This is a genomic window from Sphingopyxis sp. JAI128 (genome assembly GCF_014207235.1).
GTDB lineage: Bacteria > Pseudomonadota > Alphaproteobacteria > Sphingomonadales > Sphingomonadaceae > Sphingopyxis.
Genome location: NZ_JACHDA010000002.1, coordinates 436,547 through 454,164 on the forward strand (window position 1 = coordinate 436,547; position 17,618 = coordinate 454,164).

Annotated in this window: 17 protein-coding genes and 1 tRNA gene; 7 read left to right on the top strand and 11 right to left on the bottom strand. The window is 65.7% G+C overall.

Translation table 11 applies throughout. The features are described 5' to 3' along the window. Nucleotides 1-55 precede the first annotated feature (55 nt). Together purM and purN are read left to right on the top strand one after the other, a co-directional pair. Entirely contained in the window at nucleotides 56-1,174 is a 1,119-nt protein-coding gene (gene purM / locus HDC35_RS06075) for a phosphoribosylformylglycinamidine cyclo-ligase (protein WP_184644694.1), read from the top strand. Next, nucleotides 1,167-2,117, top strand: a complete 951-nt coding sequence (purN, locus tag HDC35_RS06080; protein WP_184644696.1) for a phosphoribosylglycinamide formyltransferase — start codon at nucleotides 1,167-1,169, stop codon at nucleotides 2,115-2,117. Before purM ends, purN begins: the two co-directional genes overlap by 8 nt. A 57-nt stretch (nucleotides 2,118-2,174) precedes the next feature. On the opposite strand, the gene ndk is transcribed toward purN, so the two are convergent. The 3 genes from ndk to HDC35_RS06095 form a co-directional block, all read right to left on the bottom strand. Beyond that, nucleotides 2,175-2,597 (bottom strand): nucleoside-diphosphate kinase, encoded by a 423-nt coding sequence (gene ndk, locus HDC35_RS06085; protein ID WP_039575124.1) that lies wholly within the window; start codon nucleotides 2,595-2,597, stop codon nucleotides 2,175-2,177. An 86-nt stretch (nucleotides 2,598-2,683) separates the two neighbouring features. Further along, entirely contained in the window at nucleotides 2,684-3,133 is a 450-nt protein-coding gene (locus tag HDC35_RS06090; protein WP_184644698.1) for a DNA polymerase III subunit chi, read from the bottom strand. A gap of 18 nt (nucleotides 3,134-3,151) precedes the next feature. Continuing rightward, on the bottom strand, nucleotides 3,152-4,597 hold the full coding sequence (locus tag HDC35_RS06095; RefSeq protein WP_184644700.1) for a leucyl aminopeptidase: 1,446 nt from the start codon (nucleotides 4,595-4,597) through the stop codon (nucleotides 3,152-3,154). A gap of 132 nt (nucleotides 4,598-4,729) precedes the next feature. Here HDC35_RS06095 and HDC35_RS06100 point away from each other — a divergent pair, with 132 nt between their 5' ends. Then, nucleotides 4,730-7,033, top strand: a complete 2,304-nt coding sequence (locus tag HDC35_RS06100; RefSeq protein WP_184644702.1) for an LPS-assembly protein LptD — start codon at nucleotides 4,730-4,732, stop codon at nucleotides 7,031-7,033. Between the two features lie 33 nt (nucleotides 7,034-7,066). Here the strand turns inward: HDC35_RS06100 and HDC35_RS06105 are convergent, their stop codons facing one another. Genes HDC35_RS06105 through HDC35_RS06115 form a run of 3 tightly spaced genes read right to left on the bottom strand, consistent with a single transcriptional unit; the run spans nucleotide 7,067 to nucleotide 10,406 of the window. Continuing rightward, nucleotides 7,067-8,281, bottom strand: coding sequence for an acetyl-CoA C-acetyltransferase (locus HDC35_RS06105; protein WP_184644704.1), 1,215 nt, complete (start codon nucleotides 8,279-8,281; stop codon nucleotides 7,067-7,069). A gap of 27 nt (nucleotides 8,282-8,308) precedes the next feature. Next, nucleotides 8,309-9,478, bottom strand: coding sequence for an acyl-CoA dehydrogenase family protein (locus tag HDC35_RS06110; RefSeq protein ID WP_184644706.1), 1,170 nt, complete (start codon nucleotides 9,476-9,478; stop codon nucleotides 8,309-8,311). Nucleotides 9,479-9,488: 10 nt separating this feature from the next. Continuing rightward, a complete protein-coding gene (locus HDC35_RS06115) occupies nucleotides 9,489-10,406 on the bottom strand; it encodes an SDR family NAD(P)-dependent oxidoreductase (protein ID WP_184644708.1) in 918 nt (305 codons plus the stop codon). A 104-nt stretch (nucleotides 10,407-10,510) separates the two neighbouring features. Between HDC35_RS06115 and HDC35_RS06120 the strand changes: the two genes are divergently transcribed. Continuing rightward, the gene (locus HDC35_RS06120; RefSeq protein WP_184644710.1) at nucleotides 10,511-11,251 is read left to right on the top strand and encodes a helix-turn-helix domain-containing protein; all 741 of its coding nucleotides are present in this window, start codon (nucleotides 10,511-10,513) and stop codon (nucleotides 11,249-11,251) included. 231 nt (nucleotides 11,252-11,482) lie between these two features. Here HDC35_RS06120 and HDC35_RS06125 read toward each other — a convergent pair. Next, nucleotides 11,483-11,558: transfer RNA gene (locus tag HDC35_RS06125), tRNA-Trp, on the bottom strand. Between the two features lie 92 nt (nucleotides 11,559-11,650). On the opposite strand from HDC35_RS06125, the gene HDC35_RS06130 reads away from it, so the two are divergent. Together HDC35_RS06130 and HDC35_RS06135 are read left to right on the top strand one after the other, a co-directional pair. Next, on the top strand, nucleotides 11,651-12,595 hold the full coding sequence (locus HDC35_RS06130; protein WP_184644712.1) for a DMT family transporter: 945 nt from the start codon (nucleotides 11,651-11,653) through the stop codon (nucleotides 12,593-12,595). Beyond that, on the top strand, nucleotides 12,595-13,221 hold the full coding sequence (locus HDC35_RS06135) for a glutathione S-transferase family protein (RefSeq protein ID WP_184645232.1): 627 nt from the start codon (nucleotides 12,595-12,597) through the stop codon (nucleotides 13,219-13,221). The genes HDC35_RS06130 and HDC35_RS06135 overlap by 1 nt, the downstream gene beginning before the upstream one ends. A gap of 293 nt (nucleotides 13,222-13,514) precedes the next feature. On the opposite strand, the gene HDC35_RS06140 is transcribed toward HDC35_RS06135, so the two are convergent. Beyond that, the gene (locus tag HDC35_RS06140) at nucleotides 13,515-13,916 is read right to left on the bottom strand and encodes a hypothetical protein (RefSeq protein WP_184644714.1); all 402 of its coding nucleotides are present in this window, start codon (nucleotides 13,914-13,916) and stop codon (nucleotides 13,515-13,517) included. A 49-nt stretch (nucleotides 13,917-13,965) separates the two neighbouring features. Here HDC35_RS06140 and HDC35_RS06145 point away from each other — a divergent pair, with 49 nt between their 5' ends. Beyond that, a complete protein-coding gene (locus HDC35_RS06145) occupies nucleotides 13,966-14,835 on the top strand; it encodes a Rossmann-like and DUF2520 domain-containing protein (protein ID WP_184644716.1) in 870 nt (289 codons plus the stop codon). A 7-nt stretch (nucleotides 14,836-14,842) separates the two neighbouring features. Here the strand turns inward: HDC35_RS06145 and HDC35_RS06150 are convergent, their stop codons facing one another. The 3 genes from HDC35_RS06150 to HDC35_RS06160 form a co-directional block, all read right to left on the bottom strand. After that, entirely contained in the window at nucleotides 14,843-16,402 is a 1,560-nt protein-coding gene (locus HDC35_RS06150) for a fatty acid--CoA ligase (RefSeq protein WP_184644718.1), read from the bottom strand. Nucleotides 16,403-16,503: 101 nt separating this feature from the next. Beyond that, on the bottom strand, nucleotides 16,504-17,121 hold the full coding sequence (locus HDC35_RS06155) for a DUF938 domain-containing protein (RefSeq protein ID WP_184645234.1): 618 nt from the start codon (nucleotides 17,119-17,121) through the stop codon (nucleotides 16,504-16,506). A 14-nt stretch (nucleotides 17,122-17,135) separates the two neighbouring features. Next, nucleotides 17,136-17,582: an ABA4-like family protein gene (locus HDC35_RS06160; protein WP_184644720.1), complete on the bottom strand. Its 447-nt coding sequence runs from the start codon at nucleotides 17,580-17,582 to the stop codon at nucleotides 17,136-17,138. Between the last annotated feature and the right edge of the window lie 36 nt (nucleotides 17,583-17,618).

Sequence of the window (17,618 nt, forward strand, 5' to 3'; positions counted from 1 at the left end):
TCCCCGACAAGGAAATCATGGCAATTGTCGGCGGGAAGCGTTAGTCGCGCGGGCCATGGATTCCAAGCACAACGAGTCAGTCGGGCGACCCGCCTCCTACACTTATGCCGAGGCCGGCGTATCGATCGAGACCGGCAATGCGCTGGTCCGTGCCATCGCCCCGCTCGCCCGAGCGACGCGGCGCCCCGGCGCCGACGCCGATCTGGGCGGTTTCGGAGGCTTTTTCGACCTGAAAGCGGCGGGGTTCAACGACCCGCTGCTCGTCGCCGCGAACGACGGGGTCGGCACCAAGCTCAAACTCGCGATCGAATCGGGCAAGCATGACGGCGTCGGCATCGATCTTGTCGCAATGTGCGCGAACGATCTGATCGTGCAGGGCGCCGAGCCGCTGTTTTTCCTCGACTATTATGCGACGGGGAGGCTCGACAACCAGGTCGCGACCGAAGTCGTCGCAAGCATTGCCGAAGGGTGCAAGCAAGCCGGCTGCGCGCTGATCGGCGGCGAGACCGCCGAAATGCCGGGCATGTATTCGGACGGCGACTATGACCTTGCGGGCTTTTGCGTCGGCGCGGTCGAGCGCGACCAGGTGCTGACCGCCGACAAGGTCGCCGCGGGCGACGTGATCCTGGGCCTCGCCTCTTCGGGCGTCCATTCCAACGGCTTCTCGCTCGTGCGCCGCCTCGCCGCCGACAAGGGCTGGAAGCTCGATCGTCCTGCGCTGTTCGACCAGACTGTCCTGCTGATCGACGCGCTGATGGCGCCGACGCGCATCTATGTGAAGAGCCTGCTCCCGCTGGTGAAGACCGGCAAGATCCACGCGCTCGCGCATATCACCGGCGGCGGGCTGCTCGAGAATATCCCGCGGATCCTGCCCAAGACGCTGCACGCATTTGTCGATGCCGATGCGTGGGAACAGCCGCGGCTGATGGCGTTCCTGCAGGCGCAGGGCAATATCGAGCCCGAGGAAATGGCGCGCACCTTCAACTGCGGGATCGGCATGGCGGTGGTCGTGGCCGAAAGCGATGTCGCCGACGTGACGGCGGCGCTGGAGGCTGCGGGCGAAACGGTGCTGCGCATCGGCCATATCGCCGCGGGCGACAAGGGCTGCACCGTCACCGGCAGCGCCGAGACGTGGAGCGCGCGGGCAGCATGGAGCGCCACGCATAATGGCTAAGGCGCGTGTCGCCGTCCTGATTTCGGGCGCCGGCACCAACATGGCGGCGCTGCTCTACGCCGCAAAAGCCGAAACCTGCCCCTATGAGCTGGTGTTCGTCGGCAGCAACGATCCCGACGCGGCTGGTCTTGAGATTGCGGAAGCCGAGGGGATCGCAACCTGGAGCCTATCGCACAAGGGCATGAGCCGCGACGCGTTCGACGCGCTGGTCGATCGGCAGTTGCGCGCGGCGGGCGCCGAATATGTCGCGCTGGCGGGCTATATGCGCATATTGTCCGACGATTTCGTCGATCGCTGGGCGGGCCGGATGCTCAATATCCACCCGAGCCTGCTGCCACTCTACAAGGGGCTGAACACGCACCAGCAAGCCATCGACGCGGGCGACAGGTTCGGCGGATGCAGCGTCCATGTCGTCACCCCCGAACTCGACGATGGGCCGGTGCTGGCGCAGACCAAGGTCGCGATCCTGCCCGGCGACACCGCCGAGACGCTGGCTGCGCGCGTGCGCTTTGCCGAGCACCAACTCTATCCCGCCACCCTCGCCGCGTTCGTCACGCGAGAGCGCTCCCCCGGTTATCTGCGCGGCCGCGTGCGCGACCTTGCGATGGCATTGCCCGAGGCCGACGAAGTGACGTCGCACGGCATGCCCTGCTTTGGCATCGTGAAGGGCAAGAAATTCGCCTATTTCACCGAGGACCATCACGGCGACGGCAAGATCGCGCTGCTCGTCAAGATCAGCGGCGCCGACGAGCAGGCGGCGCTGATCGAGATGGACGCGGAACGTTATTATCGCCCCGCCTATTTCGGCGACGGCTGGATCGGCATCCGCCTCGATCTGGGCGATACCGACTGGGATGCGATCGGCGAGTGGCTGCGCAAGAGCTGGCTGACGGTCGCGCCGAAGAAACTCGCCGGACTGATGGGCGCGGCGGAGGAGTTTTGACGAAAAAGGCCGCCGGATCGCTCCGGCGGCCTCTTCGTTTCGGCAATGCCGGTCGGCTTAGCCGACGATTTCTTCGGGCTTGAAGAAATAGGCGATTTCGATCGCGGCATTCTCGTCGCTGTCCGACCCGTGAACGGTGTTCGCCTCGATGCTCTCGGCGAGTTCCTTGCGGATCGTGCCGGGCGCGGCATCCTTGGGGTTGGTGGCGCCCATGATGTCGCGATTGCGCTGCATCGCGTCTTCGCCTTCGAGGACCTGGACGACGACGGGGCCGCTGATCATGAAGTCGACGAGTTCGCCGAAGAAGGGGCGTTCCTTGTGGACCGCGTAGAAGCCTTCGGCCTGTTCGCGGCTCATGTGGATGCGCTTCGACGCGACGACGCGCAGGCCCGCGTCTTCCAGCATCTTGGTGACGGCGCCGGTGATATTGCGGCGGGTGGCGTCGGGCTTGATGATCGAGAAAGTGCGGGTGACCGCCATGGGAAAGCTCCTGCGAGGGATTGTTATATGGTGCGCGCGCCTCTAGCCGCGCTTTCGCCGTATCGCAAGGACAGAGCGGCGAAGGCCTACGGCCCCTCCGACCAGCGGCCGTTTTCGTCCTGTTTCCAGAAGCGGTTGTCGACATCCTCGCGCGCCGCGAGCGTGCGCCACAGCGCGCGGGCGTCGTCGATCCGGCTGTTGTCGAAAAGCAGGAAGATGCGTTCGAAGCCGAGCGCCCCGTCGCGCCACTCGCCATCGGCGAGCGCGAGATAGGTCGCGCGGTTCGGCGGCGACGGATCGAGCGTGCCGGCGATCAGGATCGGCTCGATCTCCTCGTCGGCCGAGGCGGCATGGCCGTGCGGCAGGAAGCTGGACGGCTGGTGCGACCAGAGCGCCACGTCGATCGCCTGCCGCTGCATCGCGGGCGCGGCGACCACCAGCAGACGGTCGCCGTTCGCAAGGATTCGCGTCGCAAGCGCGGGCAGCACCTTTTCGGCGGGATCGCGGGTCAGCCGGTAGAAATCGACGCGCGGCACGCTCCCCTACCCCGCGCGTCAGCCTTCGTGGTTCGCGGCGATATAGCGGTCGAGCAGGCGCACGCCATAGCCGGTCGCACCCTTGGCATAGACCGGGCCGTCCTTGTCGTGCCAGGCCATGCCCGCGATATCGAGATGCGCCCATTTGACGCCCTCGTCGACGAAGCGCTTGATGAACTGCGCCGCGGTGATCGATCCGCCCTCGCGCGGGCCGACATTCTTCATGTCGGCGATCAGGCTATCGATCAGCTTGTCGTAGGCGGACGACAGCGGGAAGCGCCACAGCTTGTTATTCGACACCTCGCCCGCCGCGACCAGCTGCTCGGCAAGGCCGTCGTCATTGGCGAAAATGCCGGCATATTCATGCCCGAGCGAGATCACCATCGCACCGGTCAGCGTCGCCAGATCGACGATGACCGAGGGTTCGTAGACCTTCTGCGTCCAGGTGACGGCGTCGCAGAGCACGAGGCGCCCTTCGGCATCGGTGTTGAGCACTTCCACGGTCTGCCCCGACATCGTCGTGACAACATCGCCGGGGCGCATTGCATTGCCGTCGGGCATATTTTCGACAAGACCGACGATGCCGACGACATTCGCCTTCGCCTTGCGGCCCGCGATCGCCTTCATCGCGCCCGCGACCGCACCCGCGCCGCCCATGTCCCATTTCATCATGTCCATGCCCGCGGCGGGCTTGATGCTGATGCCGCCGGTGTCGAAGGTCACGCCCTTCCCGACGAAGGCGATCGGCTTCTCGCCGGGCTGACCCCCGTTCCAGCGCATCGCGAGCAGGCGCGGCGGGCGCGTCGAGCCCTGTGCGACGCCGAGCAGCGCGCCCATGCCGAGCGCCTTCATCTGCCGCTCGTCGAGTACGTCGAGTTCGACGCCAAGGTCGGCGAGATGCTGGCAGCGTTCGACGAAGCTTTCCGGATAGAGGATGTTCGGCGGCTCGGCGACGAGCGTCTGGGTAAAGGCGACCCCCGCCGCGATCGCCTCATTTTCCGCCCAGCGGGCCGAGAGGTCGCCGTGCGGCGATGCGATCGTGACCGCCTTCAGGCTCGGTTTCGCCTTGTCCGCCAGGCGCGTGCGATAGGTGTCGAGGCGCCAACCCCGCAGCAGCGCGCCCATAGCAAAGGCGAGAACGTCGTCGGCATCGCTCTGCCCCGCGCTGGCGAAATCGACATGAACATGGGTTACGCCGCTCGTCTGGAGCTTGGCGGTCAGCGCCGCGCCGCCGCGTTCGAGGTCATGCTCGCCGCCCTCGCCGATCCCGACCAGAAGCAGGCGCTTTGCCGCGCCGCCGTCGATGGTCGCGGTTTCCGCGATCGTCCCCGCGGTGCCGTCGAAGCGCGCCTGTGCCGCCGCCGCGCCGAGAAGCGCGCCGAGCGCACCGGCCTCGCCCTTGCGGACCGGAAATGCGACGACGTCGGCAGACGCATCGATTTGCGCGACAAACTGAATGTCCATGCCTTAACTTTCTTATGCGATGATTGATTGGAACGTGGCGGACCGATAGGGGTTTCGCCTGCCAGTTGCAAAAACAAAGCAGTCGGTCCAATCCGGGTGGACGCAAGATAAGGTGTGGGACAAAGATATCAAATGACTTGGGCTTTGTTCCGACAAGCGGCGCGCGCGCGGTCGTTCTGGTTGGCGACGGCGAGCGGCGCCGCGCTGGCGGCCAGCCCGGTGATGGCCCAGGACGAAGCGCAACCGGCCCCGCCGGCAGAGGTCGCGGGCGAACCCGAGCTGCAGACGCCCGACGTCGTCCCGACGGCCTCCGACGCGCCCGACGTTCAGGGCGAGGAACAGATCGGCTTTGCCGCCGACAATCTGAATTACGACAGCGACACCGAAATCGTCGTTGCCGAGGGCAATGTCCAGATGAACCGCGAAGCGATCGAGATGCGCGCCGACAAGGTGACATGGAATCGCCAGACGGGCCAGGTTTTCGCCGAAGGCAATGTCACGATCAAGAATCCCGAAGGCGACACCGCCTATGGCGACAAGATCGAGCTGACCGACAGTTTGCGCGACGGCGTGGTCGAGAATCTGCTGGTCGTGCTCGACAATGGATCGCGGCTCGCGGCGGTCAAGGGCACCCGCTTCGACAATGGCAATATCGAACTGGAAAACGCCGCCTACACGCCCTGCCCCGTCGAAGATGACGCGGGCTGCCCGAAGAACCCGAGCTGGCAGATTCGCGCCGTCCGCGTGATGTACGACCGGGCAAAGAACAAGATCCGGTACAAAGGCGCGCGCGTCGAGATTTTCGGCCTGCCGCTGATCCCCCTGCCCGGCCTCAGCCATCCGGCGAACAGCGAGGCGGGAAGCGGCATTTTGGTGCCCGAAATCCGGCTCGACCGCAGCAACGGCTTCGAAATCGCCGTGCCCTATTATTTGCGCATCGCACCCGACCGCGACATCACAATCACGCCGCATGTCTATACGAGCGCCGCGCCGATGCTGGAGGGCGAGTTTCGGGCGCTGACCGATCTCGGATCCTTCCGTATCAACGGCTATGCGACCTACGGCTCGCTCGTACCGCTGACCGGCGAAGATCCCGATAGCGAGAAACGCTTTCGCGGCTATCTGGAAAGCGCAGGCAAATTCCAGTTCGATCCGCGCTGGAGCCTGACCTATTCGGGCCGCATCGCGACCGACCGCACCTTCATGCGGCGCTACGACATCAGCCGCGACGACCGGCTACGCTCGACCTTCGAACTCGAACGGATCGGCAATCAGAGCTATTTGTCGATCGCCGGCTGGGCGACGCAGACGCTGCGCCGCAACGATGATCAAGGCCAGCAGCCGATCGCGCTGCCGATCATCGATTATCGCCAGCGGTTCGACGATCCGCTGCTCGGCGGGAAACTCGAATTGCAGCTCAACACGCTCGCGATCGGGCGAACCGACGGGCAGGACACGCAGCGTGCCTTTGCCGGCGCGCGCTGGGACCTGCGCGGCCTGACGAGTCTGGGCCAGGAAGTGACGCTGACCGCGCTGGTGCGCGGCGACGTCTATCACAGCGACGAGAATCTGCTGACCGCCATTCCCGGCTATCGCGGCAAATCGGGGTGGCAGGGACGCGGAATCGCGGCGGTCGCCGCCGACATGCGCTGGCCGTTCGTCGGCGAATTTCTGGGCGGCACGCAGACGCTGACGCCGCGCGTCCAGATCGTCGCCACCCCGCCGATCAAGAATCTCGATATCCCGAACGAGGATTCGCGCGCGTTCGACCTCGAAGACGGCAATCTCTTTTCGATCAACCGGTTCAACGGTTACGACCGGTTCGAAGACGGTGCCCGCATCACCTATGGCCTCGAATGGAATTTCAGCCGGCCGGGTTTCAATATCAGCAGCGTCGTCGGGCAAAGCTATCGCCTGTCGGACAAGCCCAGCCTGTTCCCGGACGGCACCGGGCTGACCGATCGCACCTCGGATATCGTGGGACGGACGACCGTTGCGTATCGCGATTTCCTGCGGCTGACCCACCGTTACCGGCTCGACAAGGACAATCTGGCGATCCGTCGCAACGAATTCGACGCGACGATCGGCGGCCGCTCGACCTATGCCGTGCTGGGCTATTCGCGCCTCAACCGCGACATATTGCTGCTGGGCGAAGATTTGCAGGATCGCGAGGAAGTGCGCGCCGGCGGGCGCATCGCGGTCGCCAGCAACTGGTCGGTGTTCGGATCGGCGATCGTCGATCTGACGAAGCAAAGCGACGATCCGCTGAGTTCGGCCGACGGGTTCGAGCCGATCCGCCACCGCCTGGGCGTCGCCTATGACGACGATTGCCTGTCGATCGCGCTGACGTGGCGGCGCGATTATGCCGACACCGGCGACGCGCGGCGCGGCAACAGCTTTTCCTTCCGCATCGCGTTCCGTAACCTCGGTTTCTGATCGCCGGTCGGGCGGGTTCGGCGCGCGGCCTTCTCAGGCAGCGCGTTCGAAGATAGCGGCGATGCCCTGCCCGCCGCCGATGCACATCGTCTCGAGCCCATAGCGTCCGTCGCGGCGCACCAGTTCGCGCGTGAGGTTCGCAAGAATGCGCCCGCCCGTGGCGCCGATCGGATGGCCGAGCGAGATACCCGATCCGTTGACGTTGAGCATGTCGTATCGGCCGTCGTCGTCGGACCAGCCCCAACCCTTGAGCACGGCGAGCACCTGCGGCGCGAACGCCTCGTTGAGTTCGACAAGGTCGATATCGCCCCAGCCGAGGCCGCTCCGTGCGAACAGCCGCTCGACCGCGGGCACCGGGCCGATCCCCATGCGGCTGGGGTCGCAGCCCGCCGCCGCCGAGCTGTGATACCAGGCGATGGGGGTGAGCCCGAGCTCGTCGAGCTTGTCTTCGGCGACGACCAGACAGGCCGCGGAGGCGTCATTCTGCTGGCTCGCGTTGCCCGCGGTGACGACCCCGCCTTCGAGAGGCCGCAGCTTGCCAAGCGATTCGAGCGTCGCGTCGGCGCGATACCCCTCGTCATGCGCAAAAACGACCGGATCGCCTTTTTTCTGCGGCACCGATACCGGCACCAGTTCGTCGTCGAACAGCCCGTTCGCCCAGGCGGCTGCGGCACGCTGGTGGCTGCGCACCGCATAGGTGTCGGCCGCCTCGCGCGTGATATCATAATCCTTCGCCAGATTTTCGGCGGTTTCGATCATGCCGCTGATCACGCCGAAGCGCTCGACCGGCTGCGACATCAAGCGTCCGCGCGTCAGCCGGTCGTGGAGCGTAAGGTTGCCGGCGCGAACACCTTTGCGGATGTCGGTGCTGTAATGTTCGACGTTCGACATCGATTCGACGCCGCCCGCGACGACGACGTCGGACATGCCCGTCTGCACCATCATCGCGGCATTGACGACCGCCTGCAGCCCCGAACCGCAGCGGCGGTCGAGCTGATATCCCGGCACGTCGAGCGGCAGGCCGGCGGCGAGCCACGACCAGTGGCCGATGGCCGGCGCCTCGCCATTGCCATAACCCTGGCTGAAGACGACGTCGTCGACGCGCGCCGGATCGATCTTCGTCCGCTCGACCAGCGCCTTCAGCACGACCGCGCCGAGCTCGCCCGCCGGCATCGACGACAAGGCGCCGCCGAACTTGCCGACGGCGGTGCGGATCGGGGAAACGATAGCGGCACGGCGAAGGGTCATCAAAAATCTCCGGTCGATGGATTGGCGTCAGCCTTGGGCGTGGAACTCGCGCAGCATATGCTTTGCGATCTGGAGCTGCAGGATCTGCGTCGTGCCTTCGTAGATGCGATAGATGCGCGCATCGCGGAAGAAGCGTTCGGCGTCATATTCGGCGAGATAGCCAGCGCCGCCATAGACCTGAACGCAGGCGTCGACGACACGGCCGCACATTTCGCTGGCGAAAACCTTGAACGCCGCGGCCTTGCGCAGGACATTCTCGCCCGCGTCGGCGCGGCGGGTGACGTCGTCCATCATGCATTCGGCGGCGTAGATGTCGATCTCGCTCTGTGCGAGCATCTGCTGGATCAGCTGGAAATTGGCGATCGGCTCGCCGAACGCCTTGCGCTCGGTCGCATAGCGGATCGCGCTGTCGAGCGCGCGGCGCGCATAGGCGGTCGCGGCGGCGCCGACCGACATGCGGCCGTTGTCGAGGCTCATCATCGCAAAAGCGAAGCCCTTGCCGAGCTCGCCGCCAAGCAGCGCCTCACCGCCGACGCGGACGTCGTCCATGACGATATCGGCGATGTGGCTGGCCGACTGGCCCATCTTCTTGTCAGACTTGCCGATCGACACACCGGGGGCGTCCATCGGCACGATGAAGGCCGAGACATGGGCGTTCTTGGGCAGGTTCTCCTTGCTCGTCCGCGCCATGATCAGGCCGACCTTCGCAAAAGGCGAGTTGGTGATGTAGCGCTTGGTGCCGTTCAAGACCCAGCCGTTGTCGGTCTGCGTCGCGCTCGTCTGAAGCCCCGCCGAATCCGATCCCGATCCGGGCTCGGTCAGCCCGAAGCAGGCGATCTCGCCCGCCGCGACGCGCGGCAGCCACTCGGCCTTCTGCGCCTCGGTCCCGCCATTCTTGAGCGCCGAGGCGAACATGCCGATGTTGATCGAAATGATCGAGCGAAAGGCCGGCATTGCATAGCTGAGCCGATGGATCGTCCGGATATATTGGCTGACGTTCATCCCCGCGCCGCCATATTCCTCGGGGATCGTCAGGCCGAAGAGCCCCATGTCGCGCATCTCGGACAGGATATCGTCGGGGATCGCATCGGCCTCGATAATCTCCTTCTCCGCGGGCATCAGCCGCTCGCGCACATAGCGTTCGAGCTGCTCGATGAACTGGTCGAAGACGTCGGCGTCCATGCCGGGGTTGCTCATGGCCTGTTCCTCAAATCGGGTCATAGGGAAAGACGTGCGCCGAAACCTCGTCGGCGCGCGCGAAGGAGGGGCGGAAGGCGGGGATCAGCTCGGCGGCAATCTCTTCTGCGGTCCAGCCCTCGATCTTCGCCATCGAACGGATGGGGCGGGGCTTCGAGAACAACAATATCTCATTCTTGCGCACGCTGAAAATCTGGTTCGTTACATCGTGTGACAGGTCGGACGCGAGATAGGCGACGAGCGGCGCGATCTTGTCGGCCGACATCGACTGGAGGCGCTTGACGCGTTCCTGCTCCGCGGGCGTCGTCGCGGGGATCGAGCCGGTCATGCGGCTCCACGCAAAGGGCGCGATGCAGTTCGAGCGCACGCCGACGCGCGCCATGTCGAGCGCGATCGACTGCGACAGTGCGACGACACCAAGTTTCGCGGCCGAATAATTGGCCTGGCCGATGTTGCCGATCAGGCCACTGGTCGAGGTGAAGTGGATGAAGCTGCCCGACTGCTGTTCGCGAAAATAAGGCGTTGCGGCTTTCGAGACGTTGAAGACGCCGGTCAGGTTGACCTCGATCACGCTCTTCCAGTCCTCATAGCTCATCTTGTGCCAGATGGTGTCGCGCAGGATGCCGGCGTTGTTCACCACGGCGTCGATGCGGCCGAACCGGGCGACCGCATCCTCGACGATGCCGGCGGCTTCCCTGGGGTCGGCGACATTGCCGAAATTGGCGGCCGCCCTGCCCCCTGCGGCGATGATGTCGTTCGCAGTGGTTTCGGCCGGAGCCGCGTCGCCTCCGTCGCCCGCCTGCGCAACGCCGGGATCGTTGACGATCACCGCCGCGCCTTCGGCGGCGCAATGGAGCGCCAGCTCACGCCCGATTCCGCGCGCGGCGCCGGTGATCGCGACGACCTTTCCGTCGAGGCATCCGCTCATGACCGCTCTCCCGTCCGAATCCTGCCCCAATCCGATATGCATTTGCGGCCACAATTTCAACATCAGGAATTGTTTTTTCATATATATGAAATTATCGCGGAAGCATGACCGGCCCGGTGCGTTCCGTCTCGCAAGCCTTCGCCATCCTTCGCCTGCTCGCGGATTCGCGGGCGCTCGCCTTGTCCGACATCGCGCGGCTGGTCGAACTCAGCCCGTCGAGCTGCCTGAATTTGCTGAAAACCCTGATCGCGGAAGGCGCGGTCGAACGCGAAGAGGGCAAAAAGCGCTATCGCCTTGCCCCCGCTTGGCTATCGAAGGGGATATTGCCCGAAAGTCGGGCCATGCGCCTGATCGGCCGCGCCGGGGCGGATATGGCCCATTTCGCGCAATCGGCCGAGGCGGCAGTGGGCCTGTGGCGCATCGTGTCGCGCGACCGGATGCAGCTCGCCGCGCATGCCCACAGCGATGCAGGGATGCGGCTGGCTCTTGCCGACAACCAGCGCCAGCCGTTGGGCGCGGGCGCGGCGGGGCGCGCGATCGCGGCGGCGCAAGCGGTCGACCGCGCCGAACTGGAACGGCGCTTTTCCCAGGTACGCTGGCAGACAGCGCTTGCGTTCACCGATTATGCGCGACAAGTCGACGAAGCCGCGGCGCGGGGATTTTCGCTCGATCGCGGTTATGCGCATCGCGGGGTCAGCACGGCAGGCGTCGCGACGACCGAGATCGCACCAGGCTTTTGCATGACGGCATCGTGCGTCGCGGGATCGCGCAGCGATAGCGAACTCGAAACACTGGGCTCCACGCTCGCCGGTCTTTGCAGGGAGCTGGTATCGCATTCGGCTTAGCATCGGCGCCGAATGCCCGGTCGCCAATCGGCGCTTCGCCGGTTCGGCGTGCAGCGAGACGGTCCCGATCGCGAAAAAATGGCGCCGCTGCGCGGCAATCCCGACAGCGATGCCGCCCCGGAAGCGGCGCCCGCCTGTCGTCGACATATAATGGCTGCCGGACCCGATTCCCGGAGCCCTCCGCCTTCGCGAATCGCGTTGGCGACAATGGCCCCCTGTGGGACCCCGGCCTGGCAGGGGCAGCAGGACTCGAACCCGCGACCCTCGGTTTTGGAGACCGATGCTCTACCAACTGAGCTATACCCCTAGGCCGGAGTGCGCCACTAGCCCGATTGCGAAGAGGGGGCAAGGGGGATCACGGCTTGCGCGACGCTGCCGCGCTGATATGCGCCTTGTCGCATGAGCGCCGCGTCCTCCACCGCCCCATCCACCGCCGCCGTGCAGAATTATCTGGGCGGCATCGGGCTGCGGCTGCTCGCGATGGTCAGCCTCTCGCTGATGTTCGTGCTGGTCAAATATATCGACGCCGCGGGCATTCATATCGTCGAGAGTTTGTTCTGGCGGCAGGCGCTTGTCCTGCCCTTCCTGCTCGCCTGGGTGATGGCGACCAGTGGCCTGTTGTCGCTGAAGACCGGAAGGATCGGGGCGCACGCGCGGCGCATGCTGATGGGGCTCAGCGGAATGGCGTGCAATTTCGGCGGCATGATCCTGCTGCCGATGGCCGAGGCAACGACGATCAGCCTGTCGGTGCCGATCTTTGCGGTCATCTTTGCCGCGATCCTGCTCGGCGAGGCGACGGGATGGCAGCGGTGGGGGGCGGTGATCGTCGGCTTCGTCGGCGTGCTTGTCGTGCTCGATCCGCTCGCGAGCTTCGCGAGCGGCTTTGGCGGCACGCATGGCGCCGGCACGCTTGTTGCGCTCACCGGGGCGATCATGACAGCGCTGATCACCATTGCCGTGCGCGACCTCGGCCGCACCGAAAACGCCGCGACGATCGTCTTCTGGTTCAGCCTGCTCTCGATGATCCCGCTCGGGATCGCCCTGCCTTTTGTTTTTACGCCGCATAGCGGGCATGACTGGCTGTTGCTGATCGGCCTCGGCTTCCTCGGCGCGGTCGTCCAGATGTCGCTGACCGGCGCGCTGCGCCTCGCCCCCGTATCGGTCGTGATCCCCATGGATTATTCGAGCCTGCTGTGGTCGATCGCGGCGGGCTGGTGGTTCTTTGGCACATTGCCCGCCGATACGACTTGGGTCGGCGCGCCGCTGATCATCGCGTCGGGCCTGTTCATTGCCTGGCGCGAACATCGCCGCCATATCGAGCGTCCAAAGGAGGTTGCCGCGTGATGCAAAATGAATCGGGCCCCATTCTCTACCACTGCCCCGATGCCCGCTCGCTGCGTTGCCTGTGGGCGGTCGAGGAAGCGGGGATCGACGTCGAGTTGAAGCTGCTGAAATTCCCGCCGCGCGCCTTCGAACCCGATTATCGCGCCGTAAACCCGCTGATGACCGTCCCCGGCTGGGTCGAGCATGGCCATTTGATGACCGAGTCCGCCGCGATCTGCGAACGGATCGCCGAAGGAACGCCGCTCGAAGTGCGCAGGGACGAGGCGGATTACTGGGCATGGCGCAACTGGCTGCATCGCAGCGACGCAACGCTGACCTTCCCGCTCGCGATCATGATCCGCTATACGCGCGTCGAGCCCGAGGAGCGGCGGCTGCGCCAGGCGGTCGACGACTATAAGGCCTTCTTCGGCGGCCGCGCCAGGAGCATCGAGGCCGCGCTCGCCGACGGGCGCGAGTGGCTGGCCGCCGGGCGCTTCACAATCGCCGATATCGTGATCGGCTACGCCGCCTTCCTCGCGACAACGCTGGGCGCCGGCGATGTGCTGGGCGATGCAACGAAGGAATGGCTTGCGCGCTGCACGGCGCGCGAGGGGTTCCGGCGGGCGCGCGAGCGGCAGAAGGGCTGACGGCGGGTTCGGGGTGGGGAGCCGTCACAGTCAGCCCCCTCGTCACCCCGGAGTTGATCCGGGGTCCAGGTCCGGGATGACGATGGGCGGAATATCCTCCCTGTGGCGCAGCCATGGGGAGGGGGACCGCCGCCGCAGGCGGTGGTGGAGGGCCTGCGACGTCGCGCCCCTCCGTCAGCGCTTCGCGCTGCCACCTCCCCATGGCTTCGCCACAGGGAGGATTAAAGACCGCAACGGGTCGTTAGCGGAAGTTTAGTTCTTTTCGCCCTGCCTCCAACGGAAGCGGCAGCCCGCTAAACGGCTTGACGGGATTCTTGAGCAAGCATCTCTTGATCGCGACGACCGAGAGCGGATCGGGCCTCGGCGCAGTCCTGATAACTGGCACGGCGAATGATGTCGGACGGCTCGCACCCGTGCTGGGTCGCCACCTGTTCCATCTGTCTTGCCATTTCAGCGAATGGCTTCAGCGCCGCCTCAAGCTCTGCGATGCGGTCCGTCATGGGCTGTGCTCGTCCTTGCTGATGGGGGAATCCCGGATCAATCCCCGACAGGCGCAAGAAGTTCCCGTATCGACAAAAATTCGACCCACATTGCGGCGACGATGCGTAATTGCGATCATCAGCGCCTTTCGGATCGTTCGCGGCCAGTTCCCCCGCATGCGTCGGGCGCCGCGCTCGCTGCATGATTTCGCCCATCGGATAGCCAGCGCGTTGGCGCAATCCGCAGGACTGCGTTAGATGCGCCATGATGGACAGGCCCCGATTCCAGCAGTTCGGTATCATCGGCACCGGCCGGGTTGCGCAGGCGCTCGCCCTCGGATTCGCGCCGCATTCGACCGCCCTTCCGTTGTTGTGGGGACGCTCCCCCGAAAGCGCTCGGGCGGTCGCGGCGCGGGCCGGCTGCATCGCCGCGCCGAAAGCCGACGGTCTGATCGGCAAATGCGATGTGGTCGCCATCGCGGTGTCCGACGATGCCCTCGCCGACGTTGTCGCCGATCTGACGGCCATGCTCCGGGGGGGAGCCGCGCCGTTCGTCTTTCACGTCAGCGGGCGGAGCGGCGCCGCCGTCCTTGGACCGCTGCGCGCGGCGGGCGCCTTGACGGCGGCGGTGCATCCCGCGATGACTTTTACCGGCGAACCCGAAAACGAAATCCGGCGCATGGCGGGTGCGCGGTTCGCGATTACGGGATCGACGCCCGAAGCGACAATGCGGGCGCGGCATATCGTCGCGCTATTGGGCGGCACCGCGGTCGAAATCGCCGAGGAGCGGCGCGCGCTCTATCATGCGGCCTTGTGTCATGCATCGAACCATCTCGTGACCTTGATCGCCGGGGCGTCGGACGCGCTGACGGAGGCCGGGGTCGACGATCCCGCGGCGCTGCTGGCGCCGCTCGTCCGCGCCGCGCTCGAAAACGGCCTCGAACGGGGTTTCGCCGGATTGTCGGGCCCGCTGCTGCGCGGCGATCACCGGACGATTGGCGATCATCTGGACGCGCTCGCGGCCTTCAGCCCCGACCTTCTGCCCGCTTATCGCGCGATGGCGCGCGCGACGCTCGACGGGCTGGAGCGGAATGACGCGACGATCGCGCCGGAACTCGAGCGAAAACTGCGCTGAGGCTCGCTCAATTGACCATCCGCTCATAGCCTTCCCAATAGGGCGCACGCAGATCCTTGCGCAAGATCTTGCCGCTGGCATTGCGCGGCAGCGCTTCGATCACGTCGATGCTGCGCGGGCATTTGAAGGGGGCGATCCGCTCGCGCGCCCAGGCGATGATGTCGGCTTCCTCGACATTCGTGCCGGGCTTGGCGACGACGACCGCCTTCACCGTCTCGCCCCATTTCTGGTCGGGGATGCCGATCACCGCGACCTCCTGCACCGCGGGATGGCCGAAGATCGCGCTTTCGACCTCGGCAGGATAGACATTTTCGCCGCCGGTGATGATCATATCCTTCATCCGGTCGTGAATGAAGAGATAGCCGTCGGCGTCGAGATAGCCCGCGTCGCCAGTGCGAATCCAGCCGTCGTCGGTCATCGTCTTCGCGGTCGCGTCGGGAAGGTTCCAATAACCGAGCATATTGTTCGACGAGCGCGTCACCACCTCGCCCACCTCGCCCGTCGGGACCGGCTGCCCGTCGGGGCCGAGGATGACGATTTCGACTCCCGGCAACGCCTTGCCTGCCGAGCGCATGCGCGCATTGCCCTCCGGGTCGTGATCCTCGGGCGGCAGCATCGAGATGGTGCCGGTGGTCTCGGTCATCCCATAGGCCTGGATGAATTGCGCGCCAAAGACCCGGAGACACTGGCGCAGCAGATCGAGCGGGATCGGCGCAGCACCATAGAGGATATATTTGAGCCGGCTGTAATCGACGCTGGCGCAGCGCGGGTGCATCAACAGCATCTGGAGCGCCGCGGGCACCATGAAGAAGCGCGTGACGCCATGCTGCTCGACCGCGTCGAACACCCCGTCGGGGTTGAATTCGGCGAGCACCACGCCGGGAAGCCCGGCCGCTAGCGCCATGATGCCGAGCCCGGTGCCGCCGATATGCGCGCACGGCATCGCGACGAGGACCGCCTCGTCATCCTCCCATTTGGTATAGGGCATATCGAGCGTGCTCGAATGTTTGCGCAGCGCGAACAGGTTGCGGTTCGACAGAACGGCGCCCTTGGGATTTCCCGTCGTACCCGAGGTGTAGAGCTGGAGCACCGCATCGTTCGTCGCCGATGGCTCGAACGGCGTGCGCTCGGCACGATCGATCATCGCCCACGCATCGGCAGCACCGACGATCGCGGGCGCATTCTGGAGCTTGCCTGCAAGCTGGTCGGCCAGCCCCTCGAATCCGGGGCCCGCGAAAACCATCTTCGCCTGCGTATCGTTGACGATGAACGCCCACTCCGCGGGCGAAAGGCGCCAGCCGATCGGCGCCATCACGATCCCGGCGCGCGCCGCGCCATAGAAAAGCGTGAAATAGAGGTCGCTATTCTTGCCGATCCACGCGATCCGGTCGCCCTTTTCGAGCCCCGATGCGATCAGCGCCGAAGCGGCGCGCGCGGTGAGATCGTCGAGCTCGGCATAGCTGTAGACGCGATCCTCTTCGCGCAGCGCCACGCGGCCGGGGCGTTCGCCGGCCCAATGGGTCAGGAATTCGTCGAATGTAAACAGGTCCGAAACGTCGCGGGCCATCGCCTCTCTCTCCTCGAATCGCGTCGTTTGCGCGCAATTGGAGGGAGGCTAGCGCCTCTACCCGCGAGGTAAAGCGCCGATCGCCGATCCTGTCAGGTCCGTCAGGTGCGGCGGAACAGCAGCATCAAATTGTTCGCCGGCATTGCGCGGCGCTCGGCAAAGGCAAGGCCGGCGTCCGCCGCCGCACCCTTGATCACGTGGGTATCGCGCAGCCCCCAGGCGGGATCGCGCGCGCGCAGGTTCGTATCGAAGGCAAGATTGCTCTCGGCGGTCGGCGTATCGGGTTCGATATAGGGGCCATAGAGGATCAGCGGCGCGCCCGCCGCGAGCAGCCGGGCCGCGCCGGCGAACAGGCCGAGCGTCGCCGCCCACGGGCTGATATGGACCATGTTGATGCAAAGGATCGCATCGGCACGATCGGCGGGCCAGCGTGCGGACGACGCATCGAGCGCGAGCGGCGGCGCAATATTCGCAAGACCCGCTTCGGCGCGATACGCGGCGATCGAGGTCAGGCCCGCTGGGTCGGGATCGCTCGGCTGCCAGTCCAGATGCGGGAAAGTGGCGGCGAAATGGACGACATGCTCGCCCGACCCGCTCGCTACCTCGAGCACCGTTCCGGTCGCGGGCAGCCAGTCGGCCAGCACGTCCGTAATCGCATCGCGATTGCGCAGCGTCGCGGGGGCGTGGCGTTTGTCGGCTTCGCCGCCGTCGCCCGGCATCCAGGGCTGCGGCGTCACGTTTTCGCCATCGCCCGCGCGCGCCGCTCGCGGACGATCAGCCACGCGAACAGGCCCGCCGGGCCGACCATCAGCGTCAGGAAGAGGAAGGGAAACTGGACAATACGGCCGAAGCCCTTCTGATCGGCGTCGCGGGCGATCCACATGCCGGTGAACAGGTCGAAGGCGAGATAATGCACCCATCCGAGCGTCGCTCCGCCGGGGCTGTCGAACAGTTTCATCACGCCTTTCAGCGTCGTGAAGTCGCCGCCGCCCGGCCCGCCGGGATCGATGCCGCCCGAAAGGAAGCCGACGACCAGCACCGTATAGGTGAAGCAGAGCAGGAACACCCCCGCATAGAGGATCGCCGCAAGGATGCGCGGGCTGCGCGGCAGGAAGGCAAGCGCAATCCACCCCGCAAAGGCCCAGTAATTGGCGAACAGAAACAGGCTATCCCAGCTCATCTGACTCTCCCCCTTCAACGGCCATCCCGGCGACGG

What these genes read in the sequence shown, in the direction of transcription:
- HDC35_RS06150 (WP_184644718.1), bottom strand. Translation starts at nt 16,402, where the DNA reads ATGGCCCGCGACGTTTCGGACCTGTTTACATTCGACGAATTCCTGACC.
- HDC35_RS06155 (WP_184645234.1), bottom strand. Translation starts at nt 17,121, where the DNA reads ATGCCGGGCGACGGCGGCGAAGCCGACAAACGCCACGCCCCCGCGACG.
- HDC35_RS06120 (WP_184644710.1), top strand. Translation starts at nt 10,511, where the DNA reads ATGACCGGCCCGGTGCGTTCCGTCTCGCAAGCCTTCGCCATCCTTCGC.
- HDC35_RS06105 (WP_184644704.1), bottom strand. Translation starts at nt 8,281, where the DNA reads ATGACCCTTCGCCGTGCCGCTATCGTTTCCCCGATCCGCACCGCCGTC.
- HDC35_RS06145 (WP_184644716.1), top strand. Translation starts at nt 13,966, where the DNA reads ATGATGGACAGGCCCCGATTCCAGCAGTTCGGTATCATCGGCACCGGC.
- ndk (WP_039575124.1), bottom strand. Translation starts at nt 2,597, where the DNA reads ATGGCGGTCACCCGCACTTTCTCGATCATCAAGCCCGACGCCACCCGC.
- HDC35_RS06110 (WP_184644706.1), bottom strand. Translation starts at nt 9,478, where the DNA reads ATGAGCAACCCCGGCATGGACGCCGACGTCTTCGACCAGTTCATCGAG.
- purM (WP_184644694.1), top strand. Translation starts at nt 56, where the DNA reads ATGGATTCCAAGCACAACGAGTCAGTCGGGCGACCCGCCTCCTACACT.
- HDC35_RS06160 (WP_184644720.1), bottom strand. Translation starts at nt 17,582, where the DNA reads ATGAGCTGGGATAGCCTGTTTCTGTTCGCCAATTACTGGGCCTTTGCG.
- HDC35_RS06135 (WP_184645232.1), top strand. Translation starts at nt 12,595, where the DNA reads ATGCAAAATGAATCGGGCCCCATTCTCTACCACTGCCCCGATGCCCGC.
- HDC35_RS06100 (WP_184644702.1), top strand. Translation starts at nt 4,730, where the DNA reads ATGACTTGGGCTTTGTTCCGACAAGCGGCGCGCGCGCGGTCGTTCTGG.
- HDC35_RS06130 (WP_184644712.1), top strand. Translation starts at nt 11,651, where the DNA reads ATGAGCGCCGCGTCCTCCACCGCCCCATCCACCGCCGCCGTGCAGAAT.
- HDC35_RS06115 (WP_184644708.1), bottom strand. Translation starts at nt 10,406, where the DNA reads ATGAGCGGATGCCTCGACGGAAAGGTCGTCGCGATCACCGGCGCCGCG.
- purN (WP_184644696.1), top strand. Translation starts at nt 1,167, where the DNA reads ATGGCTAAGGCGCGTGTCGCCGTCCTGATTTCGGGCGCCGGCACCAAC.
- HDC35_RS06095 (WP_184644700.1), bottom strand. Translation starts at nt 4,597, where the DNA reads ATGGACATTCAGTTTGTCGCGCAAATCGATGCGTCTGCCGACGTCGTC.
- HDC35_RS06140 (WP_184644714.1), bottom strand. Translation starts at nt 13,916, where the DNA reads ATGGGCGAAATCATGCAGCGAGCGCGGCGCCCGACGCATGCGGGGGAA.